The 26,813-nt window shown below is 64.1% G+C and carries 22 protein-coding genes; 18 read left to right on the forward strand and 4 right to left on the reverse strand.

Features of this window, described 5'->3' with window-relative positions; genetic code table 11:
• The first annotated feature begins 329 nt into the window (after positions 1-329).
• The 3 genes from IYW40_RS14900 (at position 330) to IYW40_RS14910 (ending at position 3,570) form a co-directional block, all read left to right on the forward strand.
• The gene (locus IYW40_RS14900) at positions 330-1,454 is read left to right on the forward strand and encodes a PA0069 family radical SAM protein (protein WP_196401116.1); all 1,125 of its coding nucleotides are present in this window, start codon (positions 330-332) and stop codon (positions 1,452-1,454) included.
• Positions 1,455-1,510: 56 nt separating this feature from the next.
• Complete coding sequence (locus IYW40_RS14905) at positions 1,511-2,251, forward strand: ribonuclease HII (protein WP_196401414.1); 741 nt, start codon at positions 1,511-1,513, stop codon at positions 2,249-2,251.
• Positions 2,252-2,397: 146 nt separating this feature from the next.
• Positions 2,398-3,570, forward strand: a complete 1,173-nt coding sequence (locus IYW40_RS14910) for a site-specific DNA-methyltransferase (RefSeq protein ID WP_281432885.1) — start codon at positions 2,398-2,400, stop codon at positions 3,568-3,570.
• Between the two features lie 95 nt (positions 3,571-3,665).
• On the opposite strand, the gene uppP is transcribed toward IYW40_RS14910, so the two are convergent.
• The gene (uppP, locus tag IYW40_RS14915) at positions 3,666-4,538 is read right to left on the reverse strand and encodes an undecaprenyl-diphosphatase UppP (RefSeq protein ID WP_196401117.1); all 873 of its coding nucleotides are present in this window, start codon (positions 4,536-4,538) and stop codon (positions 3,666-3,668) included.
• A 379-nt stretch (positions 4,539-4,917) separates the two neighbouring features.
• Between uppP and IYW40_RS14920 the strand changes: the two genes are divergently transcribed.
• On the forward strand, positions 4,918-6,729 hold the full coding sequence (locus IYW40_RS14920) for an autotransporter outer membrane beta-barrel domain-containing protein (RefSeq protein WP_196401118.1): 1,812 nt from the start codon (positions 4,918-4,920) through the stop codon (positions 6,727-6,729).
• 37 nt (positions 6,730-6,766) lie between these two features.
• Here the strand turns inward: IYW40_RS14920 and IYW40_RS14925 are convergent, their stop codons facing one another.
• From IYW40_RS14925 to IYW40_RS22290, 3 genes are all read right to left on the reverse strand, one after another.
• Positions 6,767-8,491 (reverse strand): OFA family MFS transporter, encoded by a 1,725-nt coding sequence (locus IYW40_RS14925; RefSeq protein ID WP_196401119.1) that lies wholly within the window; start codon positions 8,489-8,491, stop codon positions 6,767-6,769.
• A gap of 224 nt (positions 8,492-8,715) precedes the next feature.
• On the reverse strand, positions 8,716-10,689 hold the full coding sequence (locus IYW40_RS14930) for a protein meaA (protein WP_196401120.1): 1,974 nt from the start codon (positions 10,687-10,689) through the stop codon (positions 8,716-8,718).
• A gap of 130 nt (positions 10,690-10,819) precedes the next feature.
• The gene (locus IYW40_RS22290) at positions 10,820-11,398 is read right to left on the reverse strand and encodes an HPF/RaiA family ribosome-associated protein (protein ID WP_196401121.1); all 579 of its coding nucleotides are present in this window, start codon (positions 11,396-11,398) and stop codon (positions 10,820-10,822) included.
• A gap of 182 nt (positions 11,399-11,580) precedes the next feature.
• Here IYW40_RS22290 and ccrA point away from each other — a divergent pair, with 182 nt between their 5' ends.
• The 14 genes from ccrA to ilvC all read left to right on the forward strand — a co-directional run bounded on the left by ccrA (position 11,581) and on the right by ilvC (position 26,723).
• Positions 11,581-12,834 (forward strand): crotonyl-CoA carboxylase/reductase, encoded by a 1,254-nt coding sequence (ccrA, locus tag IYW40_RS14940; RefSeq protein WP_196401122.1) that lies wholly within the window; start codon positions 11,581-11,583, stop codon positions 12,832-12,834.
• A gap of 107 nt (positions 12,835-12,941) precedes the next feature.
• Entirely contained in the window at positions 12,942-13,658 is a 717-nt protein-coding gene (locus IYW40_RS14945) for an ATP-binding cassette domain-containing protein (protein WP_196401123.1), read from the forward strand.
• Positions 13,655-15,133 carry a DUF3526 domain-containing protein gene (locus tag IYW40_RS14950; protein WP_196401124.1) on the forward strand — a complete coding sequence of 493 codons (1,479 nt, stop codon included), beginning with the start codon at positions 13,655-13,657 and terminating at the stop codon, positions 15,131-15,133. Before IYW40_RS14945 ends, IYW40_RS14950 begins: the two co-directional genes overlap by 4 nt.
• Positions 15,134-15,141: 8 nt before the next feature.
• Complete coding sequence (locus IYW40_RS14955) at positions 15,142-16,593, forward strand: DUF3526 domain-containing protein (RefSeq protein WP_246720829.1); 1,452 nt, start codon at positions 15,142-15,144, stop codon at positions 16,591-16,593.
• Between the two features lie 95 nt (positions 16,594-16,688).
• A complete protein-coding gene (locus IYW40_RS14960; protein WP_196401126.1) occupies positions 16,689-18,035 on the forward strand; it encodes a cytochrome P450 in 1,347 nt (448 codons plus the stop codon).
• 341 nt (positions 18,036-18,376) lie between these two features.
• Complete coding sequence (locus IYW40_RS14965; protein WP_196401127.1) at positions 18,377-20,050, forward strand: acyl-CoA dehydrogenase family protein; 1,674 nt, start codon at positions 18,377-18,379, stop codon at positions 20,048-20,050.
• Positions 20,051-20,081: 31 nt separating this feature from the next.
• Positions 20,082-20,294, forward strand: a complete 213-nt coding sequence (locus IYW40_RS14970) for a DUF4160 domain-containing protein (RefSeq protein WP_196401128.1) — start codon at positions 20,082-20,084, stop codon at positions 20,292-20,294.
• Complete coding sequence (locus IYW40_RS14975; RefSeq protein ID WP_109024415.1) at positions 20,278-20,529, forward strand: DUF2442 domain-containing protein; 252 nt, start codon at positions 20,278-20,280, stop codon at positions 20,527-20,529. The genes IYW40_RS14970 and IYW40_RS14975 overlap by 17 nt, the downstream gene beginning before the upstream one ends.
• Before the next feature lie 454 nt (positions 20,530-20,983).
• Positions 20,984-21,415, forward strand: coding sequence for a hypothetical protein (locus IYW40_RS14980; protein WP_196401129.1), 432 nt, complete (start codon positions 20,984-20,986; stop codon positions 21,413-21,415).
• Between the two features lie 64 nt (positions 21,416-21,479).
• A complete protein-coding gene (locus IYW40_RS14985) occupies positions 21,480-22,097 on the forward strand; it encodes a glutathione binding-like protein (protein ID WP_196401130.1) in 618 nt (205 codons plus the stop codon).
• Positions 22,098-22,177: 80 nt separating this feature from the next.
• Positions 22,178-22,942 carry an SDR family oxidoreductase gene (locus IYW40_RS14990; protein ID WP_196401131.1) on the forward strand — a complete coding sequence of 255 codons (765 nt, stop codon included), beginning with the start codon at positions 22,178-22,180 and terminating at the stop codon, positions 22,940-22,942.
• A gap of 238 nt (positions 22,943-23,180) precedes the next feature.
• Positions 23,181-24,953 (forward strand): acetolactate synthase 3 large subunit, encoded by a 1,773-nt coding sequence (locus IYW40_RS14995; RefSeq protein ID WP_196401416.1) that lies wholly within the window; start codon positions 23,181-23,183, stop codon positions 24,951-24,953.
• A gap of 81 nt (positions 24,954-25,034) precedes the next feature.
• The gene (gene ilvN, locus IYW40_RS15000) at positions 25,035-25,586 is read left to right on the forward strand and encodes an acetolactate synthase small subunit (protein ID WP_123174283.1); all 552 of its coding nucleotides are present in this window, start codon (positions 25,035-25,037) and stop codon (positions 25,584-25,586) included.
• Positions 25,587-25,703: 117 nt separating this feature from the next.
• Positions 25,704-26,723: a ketol-acid reductoisomerase gene (ilvC, locus tag IYW40_RS15005; RefSeq protein WP_196401132.1), complete on the forward strand. Its 1,020-nt coding sequence runs from the start codon at positions 25,704-25,706 to the stop codon at positions 26,721-26,723.
• Positions 26,724-26,813: the final 90 nt, after the last annotated feature.

Below are 26,813 nucleotides of genomic sequence, written 5' to 3' on the forward strand. Positions count from 1 at the left end.
ACAACATCGAAGGTCCGAGACCGAATTGCCGAGCGACGCCCCCAGCTATCGAGGATTTCCCCTAAGGCTTTTCGCGAGGTTGATCGCCGCGCGCGCTGCGATGCTCTCTGGTCGATGACCTGTTCTTGGGCATAGAAATAGCGAGACTCAGTCTCGGGTCACCCGCCCCGAGGCCGCTCAATGCCTCGATCGGCCTGATTCAAACTGACAGCCTGCTTTTATGTGCTCGCCCTTGCGCGCCGAGAATGTTCTCTATATGTTCTGTCTAGCGTCAGTTCTGAGCGGTCGCCAGGCGATGCTCGGGGCGACGCTGGGTAGAGGTTGCGAACATGGGTGCGGCTCAGGCATCGGCAGAGATAAAGGGCGCGCCGCGGATCGACGCCGCGGCCCTCGTTGAGGCCGATCGCCGGCGCGGACGCGGCGCGTTGTCGAAGCGCAGCGGCCGCTTCGAAAAGGAGACTCGCGAGGAAGCCGACGACGGTTGGGGCTCGCTGGAGAGCCTTGCGGCGCTCAAGACCAATTTTCACGTCGAGAAGCCGCGCACGATCATCACCAGGAATGATTCGCCGGACATTTCCTTCGATCGCTCGATCAATCCCTATCGCGGCTGCGAGCATGGCTGCGTCTATTGCTTCGCGCGGCCGACGCACGCCTATATGGGCTTTTCGCCCGGCCTCGATTTCGAGACCGAGATCTTCGTCAAGGACGGCGCGGCGCAGCTTCTCGAACGCGAATTGTCGGCGTCGCGCTACGTTCCCAAGACGATCGCCATCGGCACCAACACCGATCCCTATCAGCCCGCCGAGAAGAGCCATCGCGTGATGCGTTCGATCCTCGAAGTGCTGGCGCGCGCCAATCATCCGGTCGGCATCGTGACGAAGTCGGCGCTGGTGCTGCGCGACCTCGATCTGCTCGCGCCAATGGCGGCCAAGGGCCTGGCGAAGGTCGCGATCTCGGTGACGACGCTCGACCGCAAGCTCGCGCGGCTGATGGAGCCGCGCGCCGCAACGCCGGAACTGCGGCTCGAAACCATCGAAAAGCTCAGCGCCGCCGGCGTGCCGACGGCGGTGATGACGGCGCCGATCATTCCCGCCATCAATGACGACGAGATCGAGCGAATCTTGACGCGGGCGCACGCCGCCGGCGCTCGGGAAGCGGGCTATGTGATGCTGCGCCTGCCGCTTGAATTGCGCGATCTCTTCACCGAATGGCTGGCGACGCATTTTCCTGACAGGGCCCGCAGAGCCCTCGCGCTCGTGCGCTCGACGCGAGACGGCAAGCTTTACGATGCGTCCTTCGGAACCCGCATGAAAGGCGAGGGGCCCTACGCCTGGATGATCGGCCGGCGTTTTGAGCTCGCCGCCGCCCGGCTAGGATTCACGCAAAAAACAAGATTGCGAACGGATCTGTTCGAGCCGCCGCGCCGCGCGCCGCAGCAGCTCAGCCTCTTCTGAGCCCATCTCGGGCTGGTCTCCGGCAAGCTTATCGCGCCTGCGCGGCCGAGAATTCTCTGGACGCCGCCGCAAGCGCCGTCTTTCCGGTTGCCAGCCGCCCACCCTCGGCGCTTTATTCGCTGCGCGGTCCTGCGCTGACGCCACCGTCGCGCAGGACCCTTAGCGATCCGCCCGGGGGAGCGTTTGTGACGGCCAAGGGGCCCCATTTTCGGCTGGAAGCGCAGCTGCGCCGCAAAGGCGTCTGGCCGATCGCCGGCGTCGACGAGGTTGGACGCGGGCCGCTTGCGGGTCCGGTGGCGGCGGCGGCGGTGATTCTCGATCCCGAACGACGGCCGCGGGGTCTCGATGATTCTAAGGCGCTGAACCAGGCGCAGCGCGAAGAAGCGTTTGAGCGCATCATGGCCAGCGCGCTCGCGGTGAGCGTCGCCTTCGTCGCCCCCGCCGAAATCGACCGCATCAATATCCGCCAGGCGACGCTCGCGGCGATGGCGAGGGCCGTCGCCGGCCTTTCCCAGACGCCGGCCTATCTTCTCATCGACGGCAACGACCGGCCGCCGGTCAACTGCCCCTGCCAGCTGATCATCAAGGGCGACGCGACCGCGCTGTCTATCGCCGCAGCCTCGATCGTCGCCAAGGTCGCGCGCGACGCCATGATGCGCCGCCTCGCCGTCCACTATCCCCACTATGGGTTTGAGACCAATGTCGGCTACGCCGTGCAGCGTCACCTTGACGCGCTGGCGCTGCACGGCGCGAGCCCGGCGCACCGCGTCAGCTTCGCGCCCGTGCGCGAGGCGTGAGGGCTTCGTCAACTATTCGCTAACCTTTTTATTTCTTTAAGACTTGCGTTCGAAAAAGAGACGCCGGCGTTTTGCCAATCTAAACGCCCCCTTTACCTCCCTCCTTCACTATCTCGCATGTTGGTTGCGTTGATGGTGTTCAGTTCATGCGTAGCGCGCGCGTCGGGGCGGCTCGCCTCAAAGCCCGAAATCAGGTCACGCGTATCGGGCGCACAAATGAAGGGCCGCTCCGCGCGACGGCGCGCAACGAAATCCTTTGCGGCGACTGCGTCGCATCGATGGAGCGACTGGAGCAGGAGAGCGTCGACCTCGTCTTCGCCGATCCGCCCTATAATCTGCAGCTCGCCAATCGTCTGCATCGCCCGGATCAAAGTCTCGTCGATGCGGTCGATAATGATTGGGACAAATTCGCAAATTTCGCCGCCTATGACGCCTTCACGCGCGACTGGCTCGCGCAGGCGCGCCGGGTGATGAAGCCGTCGGCGACGATTTTCGTGATCGGCTCCTACCACAATATTTTTCGCGTCGGCGCGATCATGCAGGATCTGGGCTTCTGGATCCTGAATGACATCGTCTGGCGCAAAAATAATCCGATGCCGAACTTTCGTGGCCGGCGCTTCACCAACGCCCATGAGACGATGATCTGGGCGGCGCGCGACCAAAGCGCCAAAAACTACACGTTCAATTACGAGGCGCTGAAGGCGGCGAACGAGGATTGCCAGGTTCGCTCCGACTGGCTGCTGCCGATTTGCGGCGGGACAGAGCGTCTCAAGGATGGAGCCGGCCGCAAGACCCACCCGACGCAAAAGCCGGAAGCGCTGCTCGCGCGCGTCATTCTCGCCGCCTCGAGCCCCGGCGATCTGGTGCTCGACCCCTTCTTTGGCACGGGAACGACCGGCGCCGTCGCCAAGCGCCTCGGGCGCGACTGGCTCGGCATCGAGCGCGACGGCGACTACAGAGCCGCGGCGCGGGAGCGGATCGCGGCGATCGAACCCTTGCCGCATGAAACGCTCGCGACGGCCCCGTCTAAGCGCACGGAGCCGCGCATCGCCTTCGCGAGTCTCGTCGAAGCGGGGCTCATCGCGCCCGGCGCGACGCTCTGGGACGCGAAGCGGCGCCATCGCGCGGTGGTGCGCGCCGACGGCGCGCTGTCGCTCTCCGGCTTCGTCGGCTCGATCCACAAGACCGGGGCGCTGGCGCAGGGCCTGCCGGCCTGCAACGGCTGGACCTTCTGGCATTATGAAGAAAAGGGCGCACTCGCGCCGATCGACGATCTGCGGGCCGAGGCGCGTGAACGTCTCAAAGTAGCGGCGGAATAATCAATATCCGTCATTGCGAGGAGCGGAGCGAAGCGAAGCAATCCAGAGCCGTGGGCGCGACTCTGGATTGCTTCGCTTCGCTCGCAATGACGGCCTTACGCCAGCCATCCCGCGTAGAACCCCACAAGCAGCACGATTCCGATGAAGGCGCGATAGAAGACGAAGGGCCAAGCGGAGAAGCGTTCGAGAATCCGCAGCAAGCCCCAGATCGCGACAAAGGCGGAGATCGACGCGACGAAAAGCCCGAGCGTCAGCACCGCCCAGCCGTGAAAATCGAGCTGCGCCTTATGCAGCTCCCACAGCTCCTTGAGGCCCGCAAGGGCGATCGCCGGCAGGCCGAGCAGGAAGGAAAAGCGCGCCGCTTCCTCGCGCTTAAGGTCGAGGAATAGCGCCGCCGTCAGAGTCGAGCCCGAGCGCGAGACGCCCGGAATGAGCGCGCCGACCTGCGCGAAGCCGACGATCATCGCGTCCTTCAGGCTGACATGTTCGAGCGTGCGCTTATGATTGCAATAGAGTTCGGCGATGGCGAGCAGCGCCGCCATCACGATCGAGGAAATGCCGATCACCGGCAGCGTGCGCAATGGCGAGCCGCAGGTGTTGAGCGTATGCGACAGCGCGAGGCCGGCGATGCCGATCGGCACGGTCGCGAGCGCGATCCAGACGACGAAGCGAAAGGTCCAGGCGTTGAAATCGCGCCGCACCAGCGCCCGCACGGACCCCTCGGCAAGCGCGCGGATGTCGCTCCAGAAATAGCTGACGACGGCGGCGAGCGCCGCGAGCTGCATCGCCGCGGAGAAAGCGGAGCCAGGGTCCTTCCAGCCGAGCAGCGCCGGCACGATGCGCATATGCGCGGTCGAGGAGATCGGCAGAAGCTCGGTGATGCCCTGCACCACGCCAAGAACGGCGACTTTCATATAACCGAGATCGACAAAACCGGTGTCGAGCCCATTCGTGCAAGCGGTCGCCATAGAGGCCCTCGTCTCGTTTGTCGGCCCCGCGACGAATCACGAAGGCGTCAAGCGACTCCGACTTCTGGCAAACAAGCTGGCCACGATCAAGGCGACGCGCAGGACCGCGGGATTCGGCTCGGCCGGCCATGCTCTTCTCCATTTCATCAAGCGCTCTGGGGGTTTGCCCCCGGGCATCGCGCGTCGTCCCTGCCCAAATCCGCGAGGGCTGGCTCGGCGTCCGTTTAGCCTTGTGCGAGAGCGGACCCTGACTGTGGCTGAGGCGCCACACTCGGCTCCGAAAGAACTTCCGACTGGCAAAAGCCGTAGTCTCGGTAAGCCGCGATATGTGAATGTTTATTCATCCTACCGATCGGCAATATCGGACCAGGGCGGCCGCATGGGAAATCTTTTTCCTGGAAGGTGGATTTTTTATGCGGCCGCACTCGTCGCTGCGGCAATAAGCGCTCCGGCATACGGTCAGAGCCTGGGTTCGTTGACGCTGCCCCCTGGTCAAATCGTTACCGGTCCGATCGCCTATGGCCAGTCGCTTTGGAACAAAGATTGCCCGCCAGGTCAGACGGTGACGAAATGTCAGGGCCAGGTTTACCCGTCGATTACGAACGGGCACGACGCCGACACTTACCTGTTGCCTTATACTTGGCCATCGACGACGACGCCGCCTTTCGTCAATTCAACGCTTGCCGCCGTGGCGGTGGTATGGACCTCAACGCCAACTCAATATGTGCGCTTTTACGACGCTACGAGCAGTCCGGCAGGGAGCTGGGTTGTGCCGTCCAACCAAGTGCGGGGGTTGACCGCGGAGCAAATCAAAGACGTTTTGGCTCTGCCCACCACTCCGACAATGCAGACCATCGCATTGCTGCCCGCCCACACTTGTATGATCCTCGGGCAAGCGGGTCCCATTACGAACTCGCAACAAGTTCAACCACTCGGCTTCTGGGGAAATGGCGGCGCAATTCAAGGCTACTTAATTGGACAAAGCCCAAGCGGATGTGGGCCGGGTTCCGATCCAAGGTTTTTAGACCGAGACATTTTCGTCAATCGGCAATCCATCGGACTTTTCGCGCTGGCTTATGGTCCTCGTGCGGGAGGCGGCAATCCTGGGGCGGTCGCCTTCGCCCTCGACCACGCGATTTTTCCCGCGCAGTTCACCGATATGGATGGCGTTTATAACTCGCTCGATCTCCTCAACTACGGCGATTCGGGCGCCTTGCGTTATGCCTTGAGGCAGCTGGACGGTGAGGTTTACGCTAACGTCGCGTCGGTTGTGATTGGGGCCGGACGCATGTTTGCTCAGGTTGTGCGAGATCAAACGCATTTGGCGCGCGTCCCAACGGTTCCGCGCTTACCAAATGGTTGGCGGCCCTGGATCAGCGGGTTTGGAGGAGCGGCCTCGCTCTACGGAAGCCAAGATTTTGAAGGATTGCGCTTCTCCGGCGGGGGAGCGGCGGTCGGAGCGGATTACCTTTTCAGTCCGGCGCTTCTCTTTGGTCTGAGCGCAGCCTACTCACGTAGCGCATTTGCTGTGAGTGGTGTTTCCGGCTCGGGAAATCTTGATAGCTATTCCATAGGATCTTATGCGGGATATGCCTCAGGCAATGTCTATATCGACGCGGCTGTGGGATACTCCTACAACCAAACAGGAGTTGGCCGCAGCATTGCTTTCCCTGGGCTCGCGCGAGCGGCGTCCGCGAGCTTTAACAACGATTCTCTGCTTTCCACGGCGGAAGTCGGCTATAATTTTCAGTTGAGCGATAGGCTGAGAGCCACGCCTTTTGCTTCATTCCAAAGCATCGTGGTTTTCGCGAGACGTTTTTCGGAGCAGGGAGCTGGGGCGGTCAGCCTTAATGTCGGTGGGCGAACGGCTGCTACGGCAATGAGCGCTTTGGGCGCGGAGCTATCCTATGACCTGCCGCTAGGCTGGAGCGCTCCCTTGACTCTCTCTGGGCGAGCCGGTTGGGCGCATGATTTCGCTGATGTGAACCGGAAGGTCATGCAAAATTTCCAGGGCGCGCTGCGTACCAATTTTTGGGTTGAGGGCGCGCGCTGGCCGCGTAATGCCGCGGCAGTTGGGGCCAAGCTATCCCTCCCTGTGGCTCAAGCCGATCTCTTTATTCGTTGCGATGGCCTGTTTTCGAATAATGCGGACATCTTTAGCGCGACAGGCGGCGTGGCGGTAAGATTTTGAAGGCGCTTACGCCTTAAGGCCCTCTTCCGCGCCAAAATCAGCGAAACAGCGTGGCGGTTTTGAGCAGGGTGATCCAGACCCCCCAGGCGAGGGGGACGCCGACGGCGGCCCAGGCGAAAACCAGCAGCAGCGATCCGCCCTTTGAGCCGGGCGGCGCGCGCGCGGCGGCCGGCGGATCGGCGTCGGGCGCAGCGGGGTCCAACCCTTCTTCGACAAAATCCTCGAAGTCGGCGTGGACGTCGTCGTCGTCCTTGACGACCTCGGCGACCGTGATGTGCTTTTGCGCCGCGACCTCTTCATCGCTCATGTAATATTTCTCGGCGCAGGGCCGCACCAGCAGATTGCAGACGAGACCGCAGAGCAGCAGGCCTGCGAGCACATACATGGTCTGATTATAGGCGGCCTCGCGCGGCGCGCCGACGCTCAGCTGATATTCGCGAATGTAATTGACGAGCACCGGCCCGAGCACGCCCGCCGTCGACCAGGCGGTCAGAAGCCGGCCGTGGATGGCGCCGACATGATGCGTGCCGAAGATGTCGGCGAGATAGGCGGGGATCGTCGCGAAGCCGCCGCCATACATGGTGATGATGACTGCAAAGAGCAGAACGAAGAGGCCGACGATCGCCCCGCTCGCGGCGAAGGGGATCGCCGAATACAGCGCGATGCCGACGATGAAAAAGATCGCGTAAGTGATCTTGCGGCCAAACTTATCGGACGCCGAGGCCCAGCCGATGCGTCCGCCGATGTTGCACAGGCTCAAGAGGCCGGTGAAGCCCGCCGCGATCGCCGCGATCTGCTTTTTCTGATCGGCATTGAGCTGATCGAACCCCAAGTCCAGGCCGATCAGTCTGCCGCCGAAGACTTCCTGCAGCATTGGCGAGGCCATGCCGAGAACGCCGATGCCGGCCGACACGTTGAGACAGAGCACGGCCCAGAGCAGCCAGAATTGCGGCGTCTTCCATGCGACGTCGAGATGCACGTGACGATGCGTCACCATGGCGTTCTTGGCCGCCGCGGGCGGCGTGAATCCTTCCGGCGCCCAACCTTCGGACGGCACCCGGTAGCTGAGCGCGCCGGCGACCATGAAGGCGAAATAGATCGCTGCCAGCGTCACGAAGGTCTGCCAGACGCCCGGCGAAGCCGGCGTGGCGTAGAAGCTCATCAACCGGTCGGCGAGCGGCGCGCCGATCATGGCGCCGCCGCCAAATCCCATGATGGCGAGACCCGTCGCCAGGCCGCGCCGGTCGGGAAACCATTTGATGAGCGTCGAGACGGGCGAGATATATCCAAGCCCCAGGCCGATGCCGCCGATCACGCCGGAGCCGATCCAGAGCATCCAGATCTGATGGAGATAGACGCCGAGCGCCGAGATGAGCAGGCCGCCGCACCAGCAGCAGGCCGCCGCGAGACCGGCCTTGCGGGGTCCGGCCGTTTCGAGCCAATGGCCGAAGACCGCCGCCGAGGAGCCCAGAAAGACGAAAAACAGCGTGAACGTCCAGCCAAGCCAGCTGATCTTCCAGTCGCAGTCGGTGGCGACGAGCGTCGCGAAAAGACCGAGCGTTTCTGCGCATTCCTTCGGCTGCGCGCCGCCAATGATCCGCGACAGCGGCAGCCAGAAGACGGAAAAGCCATAGGCCATGCCGATGCACAGATGAATGGCGAGCGCCGCCGGCGGCACGAGCCAGCGATTGAATGTCGGCAATGCGACGGTTCGCTCGCGGCTGAAAAAATCGGGTCGGGCGATGGCGTCGGCGGCGGACATGAACGCTCCTGCGGCGATGTTGCGGCGCGATATTGCGCAAGCGCTGTGCGCGGCACAAGTCCGGGCTGCCCAAAGCAATCCTCATCCTGAGGAGCCGCCAAAGGCGGCGTCTCGAAGGACGAGGATTGCGCTGCCAGGAGGCCGTGATTTCTGGAGACGGTCCCTCGTCCTTCGAGACGCGCGCTCCGCACGCTCCTCAGGATGAGGGACCTTCCATTGGCGCCTTAAACCGCCGCCTTCTCGATGATGTGGGCAAGGTCGGTCATAATGGCGTTGAGGTCGTAGTTCTTCGGCGTGTAGACCGCCGCGACGCCCGCTTCGCGCAGAAGCTTCTCGTCGGCCGGCGGGATGATGCCGCCGACGACGAGCGGCGCATCGACGCCCTCCTGCTTCATCAGCTTGATCACCTCATGGGCGAGCGTCACATGCGAGCCGGAGAGAATGGAGAGGCCGATGCAATGCGCGCCTTCCTTCTTCGCCGCCTCGACAAGTTCAGCCGGCGTCGAGCGAATTCCGGCGTAGATCACATCGAAGCCGGCGTCGCGGGCGCGCACCGCGATCTGTTCGGCGCCGTTGGAATGGCCATCGAGGCCCGGCTTGCCGACCAAAAACTTCGCCCGCTTGCCGAGCTTTTGCGAGACGCGTTCGACTTCGCCGCGCACGGCGTCGAGCGCGCCGCCGACCTGACGCGCCGTCGAAGAAACGCCCGTCGGCGCGCGGTATTCCCCAAATACGCCGCGTAGGACATTGCCCCATTCGCCGGTGGTGACGCCCGCCCTCGCCGCGGCGATGGACGGTTCGACCATGTTGCGGCCTTCCTTGGCGGCGCGCGCCAGTTCCTCAATCGCGGCCTGCGCGGCTTTCTGATCGCGGGCTTCGCGCCATGCCTTCAGCCGCGAAATCTGCTCGGCTTCGACATGTTCCGGCACGACCATGATCTGGTCGTCGCCCGAGGCGAGCGGCGACGGCTCGCCGCCGGTGAATTTGTTGACGCCGACGACGATCTGCTCGCCGGCTTCGATCGACTCGAGACGCGCGGTGTTGGCCTCGACGAGCTTGCCCTTCATATAGCCGATCTCGACCGCCGCGGCCGCGCCGCCGAGGTCCTCAATCTTCTTGAGTTCGGCCATCGCCTCGGCCTTCAGTTCGGCGACCTTGCGGGCGATCTCGGGATTGCCGTCAAAAATATCGCCATATTCGAGCAGATCCGTCTCATAGGCCATGATCTGCTGCATGCGCAGCGACCATTGCTGGTCGAAGGGCCGCGGCAGGCCGAGCGCCTCGTTCCAGGCCGGAAGCTGCACGGCGCGGGCGCGGGCGTTCTTGGAGAGAACCACGGCGAGCATCTCGATCAGGATACGATAGACGTTGTTCTCCGGCTGCTGCTCGGTCAGGCCCAGCGAATTGACCTGCACGCCGTAGCGGAAGCGGCGAAGCTTCTCGTCCTTCACGCCATAGCGCTCGCGCGTGATCTCCTCCCAAAGCTCCGCGAAGGCGCGCATTTTGCACAGTTCGGTGACGAAGCGCATGCCGGCGTTGACGAAGAAGGAGATGCGGCCGACGACCTGGGCGAAGTCTTCCTCAGGCATTCCCGCGGCTTTCACGCCGTCAAGAATGGCGACGGCGGTCGCGAGCGCGTAGGCGAGCTCCTGCGACGGCGTCGCGCCGGCCTCCTGCAGATGGTAGGAGCAGACGTTCATCGGATTGAACTTGGGGCATTCCTTCGTGGTGAAGAGAATGAGGTCCTGCGTGAGGCGCAGCGACTGCGTCGGCGGGAAGACATAGGAGCCGCGCGACAGATATTCCTTGATGATGTCGTTTTGCGTCGTGCCCTGCAGTTTTCCACGCGGCGCGCCTTGCTCCTCGGCGGCGGCGATATAGAGCGCCATCAGCCACACGGCGGTGGCGTTGATGGTCATCGACGTGTTCATCTCGGCGATCGGAATGCCGTCGAAGAGCGTGCGCATATCGCCCAGATGCGAGACCGGCACGCCCACCTTGCCGACCTCGCCGCGCGAGAGGATGTGGTCGCTGTCGTAGCCGGTTTGCGTCGGCAGATCGAAGGCGATGGAGAGACCCGTCTGGCCCTTGGCGAGATTGGAGCGATAAAGCTTGTTGGACTCGCTGGCGGTGGAATGGCCGGCGTAGGTGCGAAACATCCAGGGTTTGTCGCGGCGCGGGGCGGACATGTCGTTCATATAGCCTCTCCTCCGCCGTTGCGCTTAGCATGGGGTGGGCGCAGGCGGAAGACGGACGGACGCCCGGCCGCAGCGTGGCGGCGTTGACTGCGCCGCCCCCGGCCACAAACCCGGCTTTGGACTTCGCGACCTATCCCGAGGCGGGGCGCGGCGCGATTTCGTTCAGCGACTGCACGCGCCTGGCCTGCGGACCCTCCCGGCCTTGGCCTTCCAGAAACTCCACCCGCTCGCCGATTTCGAGCGCGTCAAAGCCGGGTTCGGCCACGCTGTTGCGGTGAAAATAGATCTCGCGTCCGTCCTCGCTTTCGAGGAAGCCGAAGCCGTCGGCGCGAAAGACGCTTTTCACCACGGCCGTCGGCGCCGTCTCGTGATGCTTGACCTTGCCGCGTATCTGGCGCGACTGATCGCGTAATTGCCGCCGCGCGCGCCTGAAGGCGTCGTTGAGCGCGAACTCGGCGTCCATGAAGCGCTCGTCGGCGTCGGGCGTGCGCTCTACTGACACTTCCCGACCGTCGGGGAGCGCGATGTAGATCGTGAAATGATGCTGGCCGCCGGTCCGATGATGGCCGCTCGGCCCCTTGGCGACGACGCGGCAGGCGGTCATTCGCCCATAAACCTTCTCCAGCTGAGCCAGCTTGGCGACGATCTTGGCGCCCAACTCCGGGCGCGGCTCCATGTCGATGAAATCGATCTCGGGCGCGGTTTCCATCGGGTCTCTTTCTGCCCCCAAGCGCAGATAAATAATGCGCCGGCGCTGAAAGGCTTCCTACAGCTATAGAGAAACACTTGCCGATCCATAGGAATTTCGCGCTATGAAGCGCGTCGTCGCCCTATTATAAGCTCCGCCGGAACTTTATCGGCGCAAGATTCAAAGCCGGAGGGAGCGAAACCTTGAGTGAGAAGAAAGACCTCTATGAGATGGGCGAGATTCCGCCGCTCGGGCATGTTCCCAAGAACATGTACGCCTGGGCGATCCGCAAGGAGCGGCATGGGCCGCCGGAAACCGCCATGCAGCTCGAGGTCTTGCCGACCTGGGAGCTCGACAGCCACGACGTGCTGGTGCTCGTGATGGCGGCGGGCGTCAATTACAATGGCGTCTGGGCCTCGCTGGGCGAACCCATCTCCGTGCTCGATGCGCACAAAAATCCCTTTCACATCGCCGGCTCCGACGCTTCCGGCATCGTCTGGGCGGTCGGCTCCAAGGTGAAGCGCTGGAAAGTCGGCGACGAGGTGGTCGTCCACTGCAATCAGGACGACGGGGACGACGAGGAGTGCAACGGCGGCGACCCGATGTTCTCGCCCTCGCAGCGCATCTGGGGCTATGAGACGCCGGACGGCTCCTTCGCCCAGTTTTGCCGCGTCCAGGACCGCCAGCTGATGGAGCGCCCGAAGCACCTCTCCTGGGAAGAGGCAGCTTGCTACACCTTAACGCTCGCGACCGCCTATCGCATGCTCTTTGGCCACGCGCCGCACCAGTTGAAGCCGGGCGACAATGTGCTGGTGTGGGGCGCCTCCGGCGGGCTCGGCGTGTTCTCCGTGCAGCTCTGCGCCGCCTCGGGCGCCAACGCCATCGGCGTCATCTCGGATGAGAGCAAGCGCGACTACGTGCTCTCGCTTGGCGCCAAGGGCGTCATCAACCGCAAGGACTTCAAGTGCTGGGGGCAGTTGCCGAAGGTCAACACGCCCGAATATGTCGAGTGGACCAAGAACGCCCGCGCCTTCGGCAAGGCGATCTGGGACATCACCGGCAAAAAGGACGTCGACATCGTCTTCGAACATCCCGGCGAAGCGACCTTCCCGGTCTCCTGCCTCGTGGTGAAGCGCGGCGGCATGGTGGTGTTCTGCGCCGGCACCACCGGCTTCAACCTCACCTTTGACGCCCGCTATGTGTGGATGCGCCAGAAGCGCATCCAGGGTTCGCATTTCGCGCATCTGAAGCAGGCGTCCGCCGCCAATCGCTTCGTGCTGGACCGACGCGTCGACCCCTGCATGTCGGAAGTGTTCGCCTGGGAGAAAATCCCGGTAGCGCACACGAAAATGTGGAAGAACGAGCATGCGCCCGGCAATATGGCGGTGCTGGTGATGTCGCCGAAACCCGGCTTGCGCACGGTCGAGGATGTGACGGACGCCTATAAGCAGAAGTAGCGCCGCCGTTCGCTTGACCGTCGGCGCGTTAGAAGGCAGTCTTGCGTGAACATCAAAGCCGGCGCGGGCCACGCGCGCCGGCGGCGAGCCGTAAGGCGGATGCGGCCATGCTCGAAGCGCGTAATCTCACCAAGCGTTATGACGGTGCCGACGCGCCGGCGCTCGACAGTCTCAATCTGACCGTGCCGGCGGGCGAGGTGTTTTGCCTGCTCGGCCCGAACGGCGCCGGCAAAACGACAACCGTCAATCTCTTCCTGAATTTTATCCAGCCGACCGCAGGCCAGGCGCTCGTCTGCGGGATCGACGCCGCGGTTGATCCCTCCGCAGCGCGCGCGCGTCTCGCCTATATCCCCGAACAGGTGATGCTCTATGGCGCGCTCACCGGTCTCGAGAATCTGCAATATTTTACCGAAATCTCCGGGGCCGAGGCGCCGCGCGAGACGCTGCTCTCGCTGCTCGCCGCCGCCGGCTTGCCGCGCGACGCCTTCGAACGTCCCGTGAGCTTCTATTCCAAGGGCATGCGCCAGAAGGTCGGCGTCGCCATCGCCCTCGCAAGGCGCGCGCAGGCGCTGGTGCTTGATGAGCCGACCTCCGGACTTGATCCTCTCGCGGCCAATGAGTTCGCCGCGCTCATCGAGCGGCTGCGCAAGGAGGGCATGGCGGTGCTGATGGTCACGCACGACCTCTTCCTCGCCAAGCAATGCGGCACGAAGATCGGCATCATGGCGCAGGGGCGTCTCGCTTCCGTCTTCGGCGCCGACGACGTCGATCATCTGGGGCTGGAGCGCGCCTATCTCGATCTCTTCGCGAGCGCGGCGGCGTGAGCGATCTCGCTCTCGCCCCGCTCGCCACGACTGCGCCGGCGAAGAGCCGCTGGCGCGTCGTGCGCGCGGTCGCCGCCAAGGAATGGCTGGAGCTTTTCCGCGACCGGCGCCTCGTCTGGCTCTGCGCCTTCATTATGGCGCTGATGCTCGCCGCGCTCGCCTTTGGCTATGTCGAGAACGACCGTGTTCTGCGCGAGCGCGACGCGGCGGCGCAAGCCGATCGCGAGCTTTGGGTGGGACAGAGCGCCAAGAATCCGCACGCCGCCGCGCATTTCGGCCAATACGCGTTCAAGCCGTTGAGCCCGCTGGCGCTCGCCGATCCCGGCGTCGACGCCTATGTCGGCTCGGCCGTGTGGCTCGAGGCGCATAAGCAGAACGAGACCCAGTTCAAACAGGCGCGCGACGGCGGCGTCGGCGCGCGGCTCGGCTCGCTATCGCTCGCCTTCATCCTGCAGACGATCGCGCCGCTCATCGTCATCCTGATGGGCTTCGCAAGCTTCTCGGGCGAGCGCGAAAGCGGCACGCTGAAACAGTTGCTCAGCGTCGGCGCCAGGCCGCGCGACATTCTCGCCGGCAAGGCGATGGCGCTGATCGGCGCGATTTTCGCGCTGCTCGCGCCGGCCTTCATCGGCGCGGCGCTCGCTCTTGTTCTTTTCGTCGATCGCGAACGTCTGTCGCTCGTCGATCAATTAATTCGTCTCGGCGCGCTTGGCGCCGCCTATGCGGCCTATCTCGCGGGCTTCGCCTTTCTGGCGCTCGGGGTTTCGGCGCTCGCCAGAAGCTCACGCGCCGCGCTCGTCACGCTGCTCGCCTTCTGGCTCGCCAATTCCTTTCTCGCGCCGCGCCTCGCCACGGACGCCGCGCGCGCCTTCGCGCCGACGCCGACATGGCAAGACTTTCGGGCCGGCGTCGCGCAGGACAAGGCGAAGACATTCGGTCACGACGACAGCCATCCCGCCTTCGTCGCCTTCCGCGACGAGACGCTGAAAAAATACGGCGTCTCGCGGATCGCGGATCTGCCGGTCAGCTTCCGCGGGCTGGCGCTGCGCAAGGACGACGAGGCCGGCTATGCGATCTTCGATCGCCACTTCGGCGCGCTGCAGTCGGCCTTCGACCGCCAGGACGCGCTGCGCGCCGCGCCCGGTTTCTTGTTTCCGCTGCTGGCGCTGCGGCCGATCTCGATGGCCTTCGCCGGCGTCGACAGCCGCAGCCAGTTCGATTTCGCCACGGCGGCCGAGGCGCATCGGCGCGACATTCAAAATCAGGTCAGCGACAACCTCATCCATTTCGCCCACGACAATGCTTACGTCGCCGGCCCGGAGCTGTGGCGAAAGATCGCCTCCTTCGCCTATCAGGCGCCCGGCGCGGTCTTCGCCCTGGGCTACAGCGCCCTCCCGATGATCGGCCTATTGGCCTGGCTCGCGCTCGCTTGCGCTTTCGCGCTCTTCGCGGCGCGGCGTCTGCGGCCGGTATGAGCGCGCCCATGTCTTCCGCTTTCCTCGCGGGCGTGCGGTTCGAGGCGCGCATGATGCGCCGTGACGGCGCGATCTGGTTCGCGCTGCTGGCTTTGGCGGGCGTGACGCTTTTTGCGCTGGCCATGGGGGCGTCGCGCGTCGCGGCGCAACAGGCGGCGATCGCGGGCGCTCGCGCCGACGAGACGCAGCGGCTGTCGAACCTCGAGAAGACGCTGGCGCAATTGCAGCAGGGCGAGACGCAGGGAAAGCCCACGCCGGAGCCGCCGCCCTATCGAGATCCGCGCAACGCGGCCTTCATGGGCGGCGGGCCTGCCGCGGCGGTCGCCGCGCTCGCCCCGGCGCCCTTGGCGCTTGCCGCTACCGGACAGAGCGATCTTCTGCCGCCCGCCGTCCGGGTGACGACGGGCTCGAAAGACAGTTTCCTCTTCGCCGACGAAATCGACAATCCCGCCAATCTGATGTCGGGCGCGACCGATCTCGCCTTCGTCGTCGTCTTCGTCTATCCGCTCGTCATTCTGGCGATGGCCTTCAATCTGCTCGCCGGCGAGCGCGAGCAGGGGACTTTGGCGATGACGCTGGCCTCGGCGCGCCGGCCCAGCGCCGCGCTCGCCGGAAAGCTGACGGCGCGCGTCGCCGCGCCGATCGCCGTGACGCTGCTGGCGGTGGCGGCGGGCGTCTGGATGTTCGCGGGATGGGAGAGACTTGCCTCGCCCGGCTTCGCCGCTCTCGCCGTCGCGGTTCTGCTCTATGGGCTGTTCTGGGCGGCGCTGGCGGCCGCGGTCGACGGGCTGGGCCGAAGCTCGGCCTTCAACGCGCTGACGCTGATTGGCGCCTGGGTGGCGATCACCATGATCTTGCCCGCCGCGATCAACAGCCTTGCCGCCTTCGCCTATCCCGCGCCCTCTCGCATCGACATGGTGCTCGCGGCGCGGGCGGCCTCGATCGACGCCGATCGCGCCCGCGACGCCTCGCTCGCGCGCTACGCCCAGGAACATGGCGACGCGGAAAAGCCAGCCGGCGGTCCGCAGGAGATGACGCTGCGGCGTCTGGCGACGCAGGAGGCGGCCTTCCAACGCGTCGAAGCGATCGTCGCCGAGCATGACGCGCAGCTTGCGCGCCAGCGCGACATGGCGGAGAGGCTCGGCTACATTTCTCCCGCCTATCTGACCTATCAGGCGATGGCCGACATCGCCGGCTCGGGGGAAACGCGCTACCGCGCCTTTCTCGACCGCGTTCGCGAATTCCATGTCGACTGGCGGGAGTTCTTTCTCTCCCGCGCCAGGGCGGGCGCGTCGCTGACGGCGCAGGATTACGCGGCCATGCCGAAATTCACGCAGGCCGACGAAGAGCTGATGGCGCGCCCCCCGGCGGGACTCGCCGGCCCGCTCATCGGCGTCGCGCTACCGATGCTGATTCTCGCTATTTTTGCTTGGCGCGGCTTCCGCCGTTGCGGGATTTGACCGGCGCTGCCGAGTTCTTTTTCTGCGGCGATTTCGTTGACGCTGGTTCGACCTCGTCGTTGAGATGAAATCCTGTCGCCCGGTCAGGAGCCTCTATGTTTCACGATCCGGATTTCACGCCCTTTGCGCCCAATGAGCGGCCGTCTTGGCGCTCCGCCAAGCGCAATTTTCTCGAAAACTGGCCGCCTGCCGCCTATCGCGAACACTATTTCACGCTCGAGGGCGTCTGGCCGTTTGTCGGGCGCACGCATTATCTCGCCGATCCCGAACTGATCGAAGACATGCTGATCACGCGCGCGGACAGTTTTACGCGCGACTTCATCACGGTCGGCGCGCTGTCGTCCGTCATCAACCGCGATGCGCTGTTCTTTGTTGAAGGCGCGGACTGGAAATGGCAGCGGCGCGCCTTGGCGCCCGCCTTCCGTCATGAAAATCTTCTGGCGCTTACGCCGACATTCGTCGATTGCGCCAAAGCCCAGGCGGACGCCTGGCGCGCCTCGCCTCAGGCCGCGCCAATCGACGTGACGAACGCCATGTCGAACGTCACTTTTGCGGTCATCGAGAACGCCGTCCTGGGCGTCACCGGCGCCTTCGATCGCGGAAAGTTTGTCGCCGCCTTGCAAGAGAGTTTCGCCGCCATCTCCTGGTCGCGGATCTTCACCCTGTTTCGGCTGCCGACATGGCTGCCGTTTCCGGGGGCATCGAAAATCAATCGCGACATGCGCTACCTCTATGACGAGACCGCGCGCCTCCTGGCGTCGCGGCGCGCGTCGGGCGGGCAAACGCAGGCGATTATCGATCGGCTGCTCCCCGAAAGCGGCCGGTCGATGACTGACGCCGAACTCATCGCCAATCTCTACGGCTTTCTGGTCGCGGGGCATGAAACATCGGCCGTCGCGCTCGGGTGGAGCCTGTGGCTGCTGGCCAAGGATCAGGCGTCGCAGGAACGCCTGCGCGACGAAGCGCGCGCGATCGCCGGCGACGCCGACATCAGCGCCGACACGATCGAAAAACTGCAATTTACAAAGCAAGTGATACAGGAATCGATGCGTCTCTTTCCGCCGGCCGCCGCGATCGGACGACAGCCGCGCGAAGACATGACGCTCGGGCCGCATAAAATCTCGAAGAACGAACCGGTCTATGCGGCGCTCTGGGCGCTGCATCGTCACGAGAAACTCTGGGACGCGCCGAACGCTTTCGACCCCGACCGCTTCGCGCCGGAAAAAGCCAAGGCGCGCCATCGCTGCGCTTACATGCCGTTCGGCGCCGGCCCGCGCATCTGCATCGGCATGGGGTTCGCGATGCTGGAGATGATCGCGATCCTTGCGACGCTCGTTCGGGAATTTCGCTTCACGCCAGTCCCTGGCCACCATCTCGAACTCGCGCCCGATTTCACGACTCGGCCCAAAGGCGGCCTGCCGCTGATCGTCGAAAAAATCTGATTGCCCGCGCCTATCGGGCGCAAGTAGGGCTCCTAATCCAGGCTAACGACGCGTCATCCACCGCGTCATGGCCGCGCTTGTCGCGGCCATCCACGCTACGCCACGATGCAAATCTGAGAACATTAGACGAACATATCGTCTCCGCGCGATGCGTTTCGCGATCGTCTGGCGTGGATGCCCGCGACAAGCGCGGGCATGACGGTGGAAAGTGAGCTGAAATTAACCCGAGTTCGAAGCCCTGCGGGCGCGGGCAGACCGGTTGCGTCTCCGGCCAAATGGCGGCATGTAAGGCGCAAATTCGCCCAGCGCCTACGCGCGCTTTGACTTCCGGAAAGTAAAGAATGACCGCAGCCGTCGCGACGAAACTTGAAGCCGCCGATTGGACGAGTGACGCGAAAGAGGCGCTCGCCGCCGTCGAGGCGCTTTACAAGGATGCGCTCGCGAGCGTGCGCGCCCGCGTCACCAGGGACGGCAAGCTTTCCAGCGAACTGATCGAGGCCGACCAGCACGCCGCCCACGGGCTCGCCTGGCTCGCGACCTATGTGCAGGGGCTGCGCGAACTCGTCGACTACGCCGAGCGCCTCTCCGCTGAGGGCGCTTATGGCGAGACCGAAGAGCTTTTGAACCAGATCGGCTTCGCCGAATTCCTCGCGCAAGTTTACGGCGGCATTCCGATGAGCCAGGGCGAGATCGTCCGGCTCAGCGATTTCGGGCTCACGGGCCAGCAGATCGCCGCGCGCCGCCCCGCCTGCGTCGACCGGCTGATCCTTTCCGGCAACACGCCCGCGAACCGCGCGCGCCTCGCCGAACTCATCGACCATCACGCGGCGGCGGAGACCATCGGCGCGTCGGGCCTCGACGACACGCTCGAGGCCATCCGTAGCGAGATGCGCAAATTCGCTTCCGCCAATGTCACGCCCTATGCGCATGACTGGCACTCGAAAAATGACTACATCCCGCTCGACGTCATCTCCGGCCTCGCCGAACTCGGCGTCTTCGGCCTGACGATTCCGGAGGAATATGGCGGCTCGGGCATGGGCAAGATCGCCATGTGCGTCGTCTCCGAGGAATTGTCGCGCGCCTATATCGGCGTCGGCTCGCTCGGCACGCGTTCGGAAATTGCGGCCGAACTGATCCTGGTCGGCGGGACGGAAGCGCAGAAGGAGAAATATCTCCCCAAGATCGCCTCTGGCGAAATCCTTCCAACCGCTGTCTTCACCGAGCCCAACAACGGCTCCGACCTCGCGGGGCTGCGCACCCGCGCGACGCTGGAGGGCGGCGTCTACAAGGTCTTCGGCAACAAGACCTGGATCACCCATCCGGTGCGCGCCGATCTGATGACGCTGCTCGTGCGCACCAACCCGAATGAGAAGGGCTACAAGGGCCTCTCGATGCTGCTCGCCGAAAAGCCGCGCGGCACCGACAGCGATCCTTTCCCTGCCAAGGGCATGACCGGCGGCGAGATCGAAGTCCTCGGCTATCGCGGCATGAAGGAGTTCGAGATCGGCTTCGACAATTTCGAAGTGCCGGCCGAAAACCTTCTCGGCGGCGAGGAGGGCAAGGGCTTCAAGCAGCTCATGGAGACCTTCGAGTCGGCGCGCATCCAGACGGCGGCGCGCGCGCTCGGCGTCGCTCAATGCGCCCTCGACCTCGGATTGAAATACGCCAGGGAGCGCATCCAGTTCGGCAAGCCGCTGTTCTCCTTCCCGCGGGTCTTCAACAAGATCGTCTCCATGGCGATTGAGATCCATGTCGCCCGCCAGATCACCTATTTCGCCGCGCGCGAGAAGGACGAGGGCAAGCGCTGCGATCTCGAGGCCGGCATGGCCAAGCTGCTCGGCGCGCGCGTCGCCTGGGCGGCGGCCGACAACGCCCTGCAGATTCACGGCGGCAACGGCTTCGCGCTCGAATATCCGGTCTCGCGCGTGCTCTGCGACGCCCGCATCCTCAACATCTTCGAGGGCGCGGCGGAGATTCAGGCGCAGGTGATCGCGCGGCGGCTGCTGGAGGGGTAAGGGCGGCGGACAAGAATGGGGAGCGGGCGAAATGCCGTTCTTTTTCTATTCGAACGAAGGCAGCCCGCTCGAGCCGATCCATGTGCATGTGCGAAAAGGCGAGGGCGACGCGAAGTTTTGGCTTTCGCCCGTCAGCCTCGCCGCCAGCGACGGTTTTGACGCGCGGACCTTGCGCCAATTGGAGAAAATCGTCCAGGATCGCGCAACCTTCATAGAAAGGGCCTGGCATGAGCATTTCGGCTAAGTCCCTGCGCTTTGACGACGACAGCATGTGGGTCGAACTGTCGGATGGACGCACGCTCGGCGTGCCGCTCGTTTGGTTCCCGCGTCTTCTGCATGCGACACGGGCGCAGCGACTCGCTTACGAGATCAGCCGCAAAGGGCTGCATTGGGACGAACTCGACGAGGATATCTCCATCGAAGGGCTGCTCGCCGGCCGCGGCGACGAGACGCGACACACGCCGGTGGCGGCGCAGTAGGGCCCAAGGAGCGCCGACACGCTCTCATGAGCTGCCGTCTCGGAGACTGAAGCTCTTCCGTCGCGCATTCGTGAGCGCTCTGGAATAAACCGGCGGCCGCGCGCATAGTGTAGCCATGCGCGAAACAGATCTCTTTACATCCAGAATTGAGCCTGACCCCCTCTACGCGGGGCGGTTCCGTTGGACTGTCTGCGAGGGGTCACAGATTCATCTGCGGTCCCCGCATTCCTACGCAACCAAGCGTGAGGCTGAGCAGGAAGCGGACAAGGCTCTGCAAAAGCTCGCTTCCACATGGACGGGCAAGCGATGACCAAGCCATCGCGCCCGCGCGGCCTCGACGAGGGGTAAAGCGCATTCGACATCGCCACGGGCGCGCTCGAAGACCCGTAGGCTGCGCGGCGCTATCTCGGTTCCCAGTCTTTCTCGCGGGCGCCCGGCGCCTTACCTTCCCCTCATGAGCAAGCGCGTCTATCGCCTCGTTGACGGCTCACGCGGGCCGCGGCGGGATTTCCGCATCACCGTCGGGCTGCGTGAGGGCTGGGAGGCGGAAGGCCGCGTCTATGATCTTTCCGAAGCGGTGCGCTGCGCGCACGCCTGGATGCGCCGCCGCGTCGAAGCGGGCCAGCCCGCGCTCTCAGGCATGTTCACCCGCGGCGAAGTGACCTACGCCTGGCCCAGGGACGACGGCACGGTCGGTTCGGACCGCGAGCCGGTCGCGATTTTCACCGGCGAAGCGTTGCACGCCTATCTCGGCGGGCTTCCCGACGCGCAGATCGAAGCGATGCTGAACGAACTCGCCGGCGCGCTCGGGGCGGCGCTCGGGCAGGAGCGCCTCTATGTCGCCTTCTGCGACAAGACCTGGATTCTCGACTGCGGCGAGGGGTAGGCGCAACGCTCCCGCGGGCCGCCGCCCTATTCTAAGAGCGACGCTCTCAACCGGAGGCCCCTTCATGGTCACGCTCTACTATCATACAGGCGCGTGTTCGCTTGCGCCGCATATCGCGCTCGAATGGATTGGCGAGCCTTACGAAACTAAGGCGGTCGAGTTCGGCGATAAGGAATATTTGAAGATCAATCCTGCGGGCGCAGTGCCGGCGCTCGACACCGGCGAAGGCTGGATCCTGACCCAGGCCGCGGCCGTGTTGCGCTATCTTGCCGGCCGCTTCCCGCGGGCGGGGATCGCCCCCGACGGTTCGCCGCGCGACGAGGCCGAGGCCGACCGCTGGTCCTCCTTCATCACCGGCGATCTCCACCCGGCTTTTTTCCCGCTTTTCTCGCCCAATCGTTATACCCGCGCTCGGGAAAAGGAGGCGTTCGACAATGTGCGCGAAGCCGCCAAGGCGCTCGTGCGCAAGAAATTCGATATTGTCGAAGCGCATCTTGCCGGTCGCCGCTTCTTGGTCGGCGACAAGCGCAGCTATCTCGACGCCTATATCTTTCCGATGGAGCGCTGGGGCGCGTCGCTGCTGGAGGACGGGCTGTCGAAATACCCCAATGTTCAGAAACACCACGATATGATGGCGGCGGACGAAGGGGTCAAGCGCGCGCTCGCCGCCGAAGGCGCGTGACCGCTTCGAATGATCGCCTCTTACGAGCTTGACCACGACGGCGGCGGGTGAAAGCTTCCGTTCAGGCTCGGGAGAGGCTTATGGCTCGATTTGACGGTAAAGTCGCGCTCGTCACCGGCGCGGCGAGAGGTCTTGGCCGGGTGACGGCGCTCGCCTTCGCCCGCGAGGGGGCGAGGGTAGCGCTCGCCGACATCGACGACGCCGGCGGGCGCGAGACTCTCGACATGATCCGCGCCGAAGGCGGCGAAGGGCTCTTCACGCTGGCCGATATGCGGATCGAGCGGGACGTCGAAGCCATGGTCGCGGCGACGGTCAAGGCCTATGGCCGCCTTGACTGCGCGGTGAACAACGCCGGCGTCGTCCGCTTCAAACCCATCGCCGAGGAGACGGAGGAGGGCTTCAATTTCCACATCGATGTGAATCTGCGCGGCGTGTTCTTCTGCATGAAGCACGAGATCCGGCAGATGCGCCAAAACGGCGGCGGCGCCATCGTCAACCAGTCGTCAATCACCGGCAGCCTCACCGGCAACCCGGCGGAAGGCGCCTATGCCGCCTCCAAGGGCGGCGTCGACGGCTTGACCAAGACGGTCGCGCTCGAGGTCGCCAAGGACAATATCAGCGTCAACGCCATTTGCGCCTGCGGCATCGACGCCCCCGGCGACGTCTTCCATCAATGGATGGAGAAGGAGCACATCAGCCCTGAGCAGGCGGGGAAGCTTTTTCCGATCGGGCGGATGGGCAAGGCCGAGGAGCTGACCGAGGCCGTGCTGTTCCTGTGCTCCGAACAGGCGCGGTTCATCGTTGGCCACCTCCTCGTCATTGACGGCGGATGGATCGCCCGCTGAAGATTCGCTCTCCGCCCTTGATTCTCCGCCGCGCCTCCCGTAACGTCGGCTGTGAACAAAAAGGGCGGAACGCGGAATGCGCGCAATTCTCGTATTTGAAGCGCCGGGGACGGAGCAGGGCTAGGCCCGGCCTCCAGCCAATGGCGCTTGACCCAAGGCCCCAAGAGGGCCTTTTTTGTTGCCCGAAGACGAAAAACATCCTAGTCGCCCGCCGCGAGAAGCAAGACGGAAAATGATGATGTCGAAGGAAATGTCCGGCGCCGAAATGGTGGTCGAAGCCCTGAACGACCAGGGCGTGGAGATTCTTTTCGGCTATCCGGGCGGCGCCGTCCTTCCGATCTATGACGTGCTCTTCCAGCAGGAGAAGGTGCAGCACATTCTCGTGCGCCATGAGCAGGGGGCCGCCCATGCCGCGGAGGGCTATGCGCGCTCCTCGGGCAAGGTCGGCGTGCTGCTCGTCACCTCGGGACCTGGCGCCACCAATACGGTGACGGGCCTCACCGACGCGCTGATGGATTCGATCCCGATCGTTTGCATCACCGGGCAGGTGCCGACGCATCTCATCGGCTCCGACGCCTTTCAGGAATGCGACACGGTCGGCATCACCCGCCACTGCACGAAGCACAATTATCTCGTCAAGAACATCGCCGATCTCCCGCGCGTGCTGCATGAAGCCTTTTATGTGGCTTCGTCCGGCCGGCCCGGACCCGTGGTCATCGACATTCCCAAGGACGTGCAGTTTGCGCGCGGCGTCTACGCCCCGCCGCGCAGCGCCGCGCACAAGACCTATCATCCCAAGCTCGACGCCGACATGGAGGCGATGCAGCAGGCCGTGCGCATGATGGCGGCGGCGAAGCGTCCGATCTTTTACACGGGCGGCGGCGTCATCAATTCCGGACCCGCGGCGGCGACCCTGCTGCGCGAACTCGTCGGCCTCACGGGCTTTCCCATCACCTCGACGCTGATGGGGCTCGGCGCCTATCCGGGGTCGGGCGAAAACTGGCTCGGCATGCTCGGCATGCACGGCACCTGGGAAGCCAATCACGCTATGCATGACTGCGATCTGATGATCGCGGTCGGCGCGCGTTTCGACGACCGCATCACCGGACGTCTCGACGCCTTTTCGCCGGGCTCGAAAAAGATCCACATCGACATCGATCGTTCGTCCATCAACAAGAACGTCAAGGTCGATCTCGCCATCGTCGGCGATTGCGCCCATGTGCTCGAAGCCATGGTGCGCCTGTGGCGCACCGAGGCGATGAGCGCCGACAAGCAGCCGCTCGACGATTGGTGGGCGAAGATCAACGAGTGGCGGGCGCGCAAATCGCTGGCCTTCCGCAATTCGGAAACGGCGATCAAGCCGCAGCATGCGGTGCAGCGGCTCTATGCGCTGACCAAGGATCGCGACGTCTATGTCACCACCGAGGTCGGGCAGCATCAGATGTGGGCCGCCCAGCATTATCATTTCGAAGAGCCGAACCGCTGGATGACCTCGGGCGGACTCGGCACCATGGGCTATGGCCTGCCGGCGGCGATCGGCGCGCAGCTCGCGCACCCCGGTTCACTCGTGATCGACATCGCCGGCGAAGCCTCGATCCTGATGTGCATTCAGGAAATGTCGACGGCGATCCAATATCGCCTGCCGGTGAAGATCTTCATCCTCAATAACGAATATATGGGCATGGTGCGCCAGTGGCAGGAGCTGCTGCATGGCGGGCGCTATTCCCATAGCTATTCCGAGGCGCTTCCCGATTTCGTCAAGCTCGCTGAAGCCTTCGGCGCCAAGGGCATCCGCTGCTCTGATCCCGCGTCGCTCGACGCCGCGATCCAGGAGATGATCGATTATGACGGGCCGGTGATCTTCGACTGCGTCGTCGACAAGGTCGAAAATTGCTTCCCGATGATCCCCTCCGGCAAGGCGCATAACGACATGCTGCTCGCCGATCTTTCCGACGACGCTGGGATAGAGATCGGCGCGATCATCGACGAAAAAGGAAAGATGCTTGTTTAGGCAGTCGGGTTTCGGCAATCGGCAGTCGTGGCGCTGCAATCGACTGCCGACCGCCGATTTGCCGACCGCCCAGGAAAAAAGATGAACGCTCCCGCTTCTCCGCCATCGCCCTACGCCGCCGCGACGACGAACTCCAAGGTCGAGTCGCATACGCTCTCGGTGCTCGTCGACAATGAGCCGGGCGTATTGGCGCGCGTCGTCGGCCTGTTTTCCGGCCGCGGCTACAATATCGAGAGCCTCACGGTCGCCGAAGTCGCCCACGCCGAACATCTCTCGCGCATCACCATATTGACCTCCGGCGCGCCGGAGACGATCGACCAGATCCATCACCAGCTCGAGCGACTCGTCCCCGTGCATCAGGTCACCGACCTCACCATGTCGATGCGCTCGCTCGAACGCGAACTCGCCATGGTCAAAGTCAAAGGTCGCGGCGACCACCGCACCTTCGCGCTACAGCTCGCCGAAGCCTTTCGCGCCCGCATTGTCGATGCGACCACGGAGAGCTTCATTTTCGAATTGACCGGCAAACCGCACAAGATTGATGAATTCATCGACCTGATGCGTCCGATCGGGCTCGTCGAGGTCTCCCGCACGGGCGTCGCCGCCATCTCGCGCGGGCCCGATCCGATCTAAGGCGCGAGAATTTTGACCTGGCCGGGCGGCCCGCGTAGAAGGAGCCCGCCAGCGAATTCGACGGCGCGAGGCGCGCCGTTCCCCCAAGAGCGCACGCACATCAAGGAAGCAGAGCACATGCGCGTTTATTACGATCGGGACGCCGACATCAATCTGATTAAAGGCAAGAAAGTCGCCATCGTCGGCTACGGCAGCCAGGGCTTCGCGCATGCGCTCAATCTCAAGGAGTCCGGCGTCCAGGAAGTGGCGGTCGCGCTGCGCCCCGGCTCCGCCTCGGCCGCCAAAGCGGAAGGCGCCGGCCTCAAGGTCATGACCGTCGCCGAGGCCTCCAAATGGGCGGACGTCATCATGATGTTGACGCCCGACGAGCTGCAGGGCGAGATCTACGCCAATGAGATGGCGCCGAACTTGAAGCCGGGCGCGCTGCTGCTCTTCGCCCACGGCCTCAACATCCATTTCAACCTGATCGAGCCGCGCAAGGATATCGACGTCGCCATGATCGCGCCGAAAGGCCCGGGCCATACGGTGCGTGGCGAATATCTCAAGGGCGGCGGCGTGCCCTGCCTGATCGCGGTGCATCAGGACGCTTCCGGCAACGCCAAGCAGATTGCGCTGTCCTATGCTGCGGCGATCGGCGGCGGCCGCGCCGGCATCATCGAAACGACCTTTCGCGAAGAATGCGAAACCGATCTTTTCGGCGAGCAGGTCGTGCTCTGCGGCGGTCTCGTGGAATTGATCCGCGCCGGATTCGAGACGCTCGTCGAAGCCGGCTATGCGCCGGAAATGGCGTATTTTGAATGTCTTCATGAAGTGAAGCTGATCGTCGACCTCATCTATGAGGGCGGCATCGCCAATATGAACTATTCGGTGTCGAACACCGCCGAGTACGGCGAATATGTCACCGGTCCGCGCATCATCACCAAGGACACCAAGGCCGAGATGAAGCGTGTGCTTGACGATATTCAATCGGGCAAATTCACGCGCGACTGGATGCTCGAGAATAAAGTCGGCCAGACCTCCTTTAAGGCCACTCGCGCGCGAAATAATGCGCATCCGATTGAAGAGGTCGGCCTTCGCCTGCGTGGCATGATGCCTTGGATCGGCAAGAATAAGTTGGTCGACAAGGACCGCAATTAGCGCATAATGATCCCAAAAAGGCGAGCGCGCACTCGGGTTTGGGGCGTTGCCGAGGCGCAGTCGACGCATCACGCATCGACAAATGCATCG

Source organism: Methylocystis sp. H4A (assembly GCF_015709545.1).
Classification (GTDB): Bacteria; Pseudomonadota; Alphaproteobacteria; order Rhizobiales; family Beijerinckiaceae; genus Methylocystis; species Methylocystis silviterrae.

What these genes read in the sequence shown, in the direction of transcription:
- IYW40_RS14995 (WP_196401416.1), top strand. Translation starts at nt 23,181, where the DNA reads ATGTCGAAGGAAATGTCCGGCGCCGAAATGGTGGTCGAAGCCCTGAAC.
- IYW40_RS14925 (WP_196401119.1), bottom strand. Translation starts at nt 8,491, where the DNA reads ATGTCCGCCGCCGACGCCATCGCCCGACCCGATTTTTTCAGCCGCGAG.
- IYW40_RS14910 (WP_281432885.1), top strand. Translation starts at nt 2,398, where the DNA reads ATGCGTAGCGCGCGCGTCGGGGCGGCTCGCCTCAAAGCCCGAAATCAG.
- ilvC (WP_196401132.1), top strand. Translation starts at nt 25,704, where the DNA reads ATGCGCGTTTATTACGATCGGGACGCCGACATCAATCTGATTAAAGGC.
- uppP (WP_196401117.1), bottom strand. Translation starts at nt 4,538, where the DNA reads ATGGCGACCGCTTGCACGAATGGGCTCGACACCGGTTTTGTCGATCTC.
- ilvN (WP_123174283.1), top strand. Translation starts at nt 25,035, where the DNA reads ATGAACGCTCCCGCTTCTCCGCCATCGCCCTACGCCGCCGCGACGACG.
- IYW40_RS14975 (WP_109024415.1), top strand. Translation starts at nt 20,278, where the DNA reads ATGAGCATTTCGGCTAAGTCCCTGCGCTTTGACGACGACAGCATGTGG.
- IYW40_RS14900 (WP_196401116.1), top strand. Translation starts at nt 330, where the DNA reads ATGGGTGCGGCTCAGGCATCGGCAGAGATAAAGGGCGCGCCGCGGATC.
- IYW40_RS14985 (WP_196401130.1), top strand. Translation starts at nt 21,480, where the DNA reads ATGGTCACGCTCTACTATCATACAGGCGCGTGTTCGCTTGCGCCGCAT.
- IYW40_RS14960 (WP_196401126.1), top strand. Translation starts at nt 16,689, where the DNA reads ATGTTTCACGATCCGGATTTCACGCCCTTTGCGCCCAATGAGCGGCCG.
- IYW40_RS14970 (WP_196401128.1), top strand. Translation starts at nt 20,082, where the DNA reads ATGCCGTTCTTTTTCTATTCGAACGAAGGCAGCCCGCTCGAGCCGATC.
- IYW40_RS14955 (WP_246720829.1), top strand. Translation starts at nt 15,142, where the DNA reads ATGTCTTCCGCTTTCCTCGCGGGCGTGCGGTTCGAGGCGCGCATGATG.
- IYW40_RS14990 (WP_196401131.1), top strand. Translation starts at nt 22,178, where the DNA reads ATGGCTCGATTTGACGGTAAAGTCGCGCTCGTCACCGGCGCGGCGAGA.
- IYW40_RS14945 (WP_196401123.1), top strand. Translation starts at nt 12,942, where the DNA reads ATGCTCGAAGCGCGTAATCTCACCAAGCGTTATGACGGTGCCGACGCG.
- IYW40_RS14930 (WP_196401120.1), bottom strand. Translation starts at nt 10,689, where the DNA reads ATGAACGACATGTCCGCCCCGCGCCGCGACAAACCCTGGATGTTTCGC.
- IYW40_RS14965 (WP_196401127.1), top strand. Translation starts at nt 18,377, where the DNA reads ATGACCGCAGCCGTCGCGACGAAACTTGAAGCCGCCGATTGGACGAGT.
- IYW40_RS14920 (WP_196401118.1), top strand. Translation starts at nt 4,918, where the DNA reads ATGGGAAATCTTTTTCCTGGAAGGTGGATTTTTTATGCGGCCGCACTC.
- IYW40_RS22290 (WP_196401121.1), bottom strand. Translation starts at nt 11,398, where the DNA reads ATGGAAACCGCGCCCGAGATCGATTTCATCGACATGGAGCCGCGCCCG.
- IYW40_RS14980 (WP_196401129.1), top strand. Translation starts at nt 20,984, where the DNA reads ATGAGCAAGCGCGTCTATCGCCTCGTTGACGGCTCACGCGGGCCGCGG.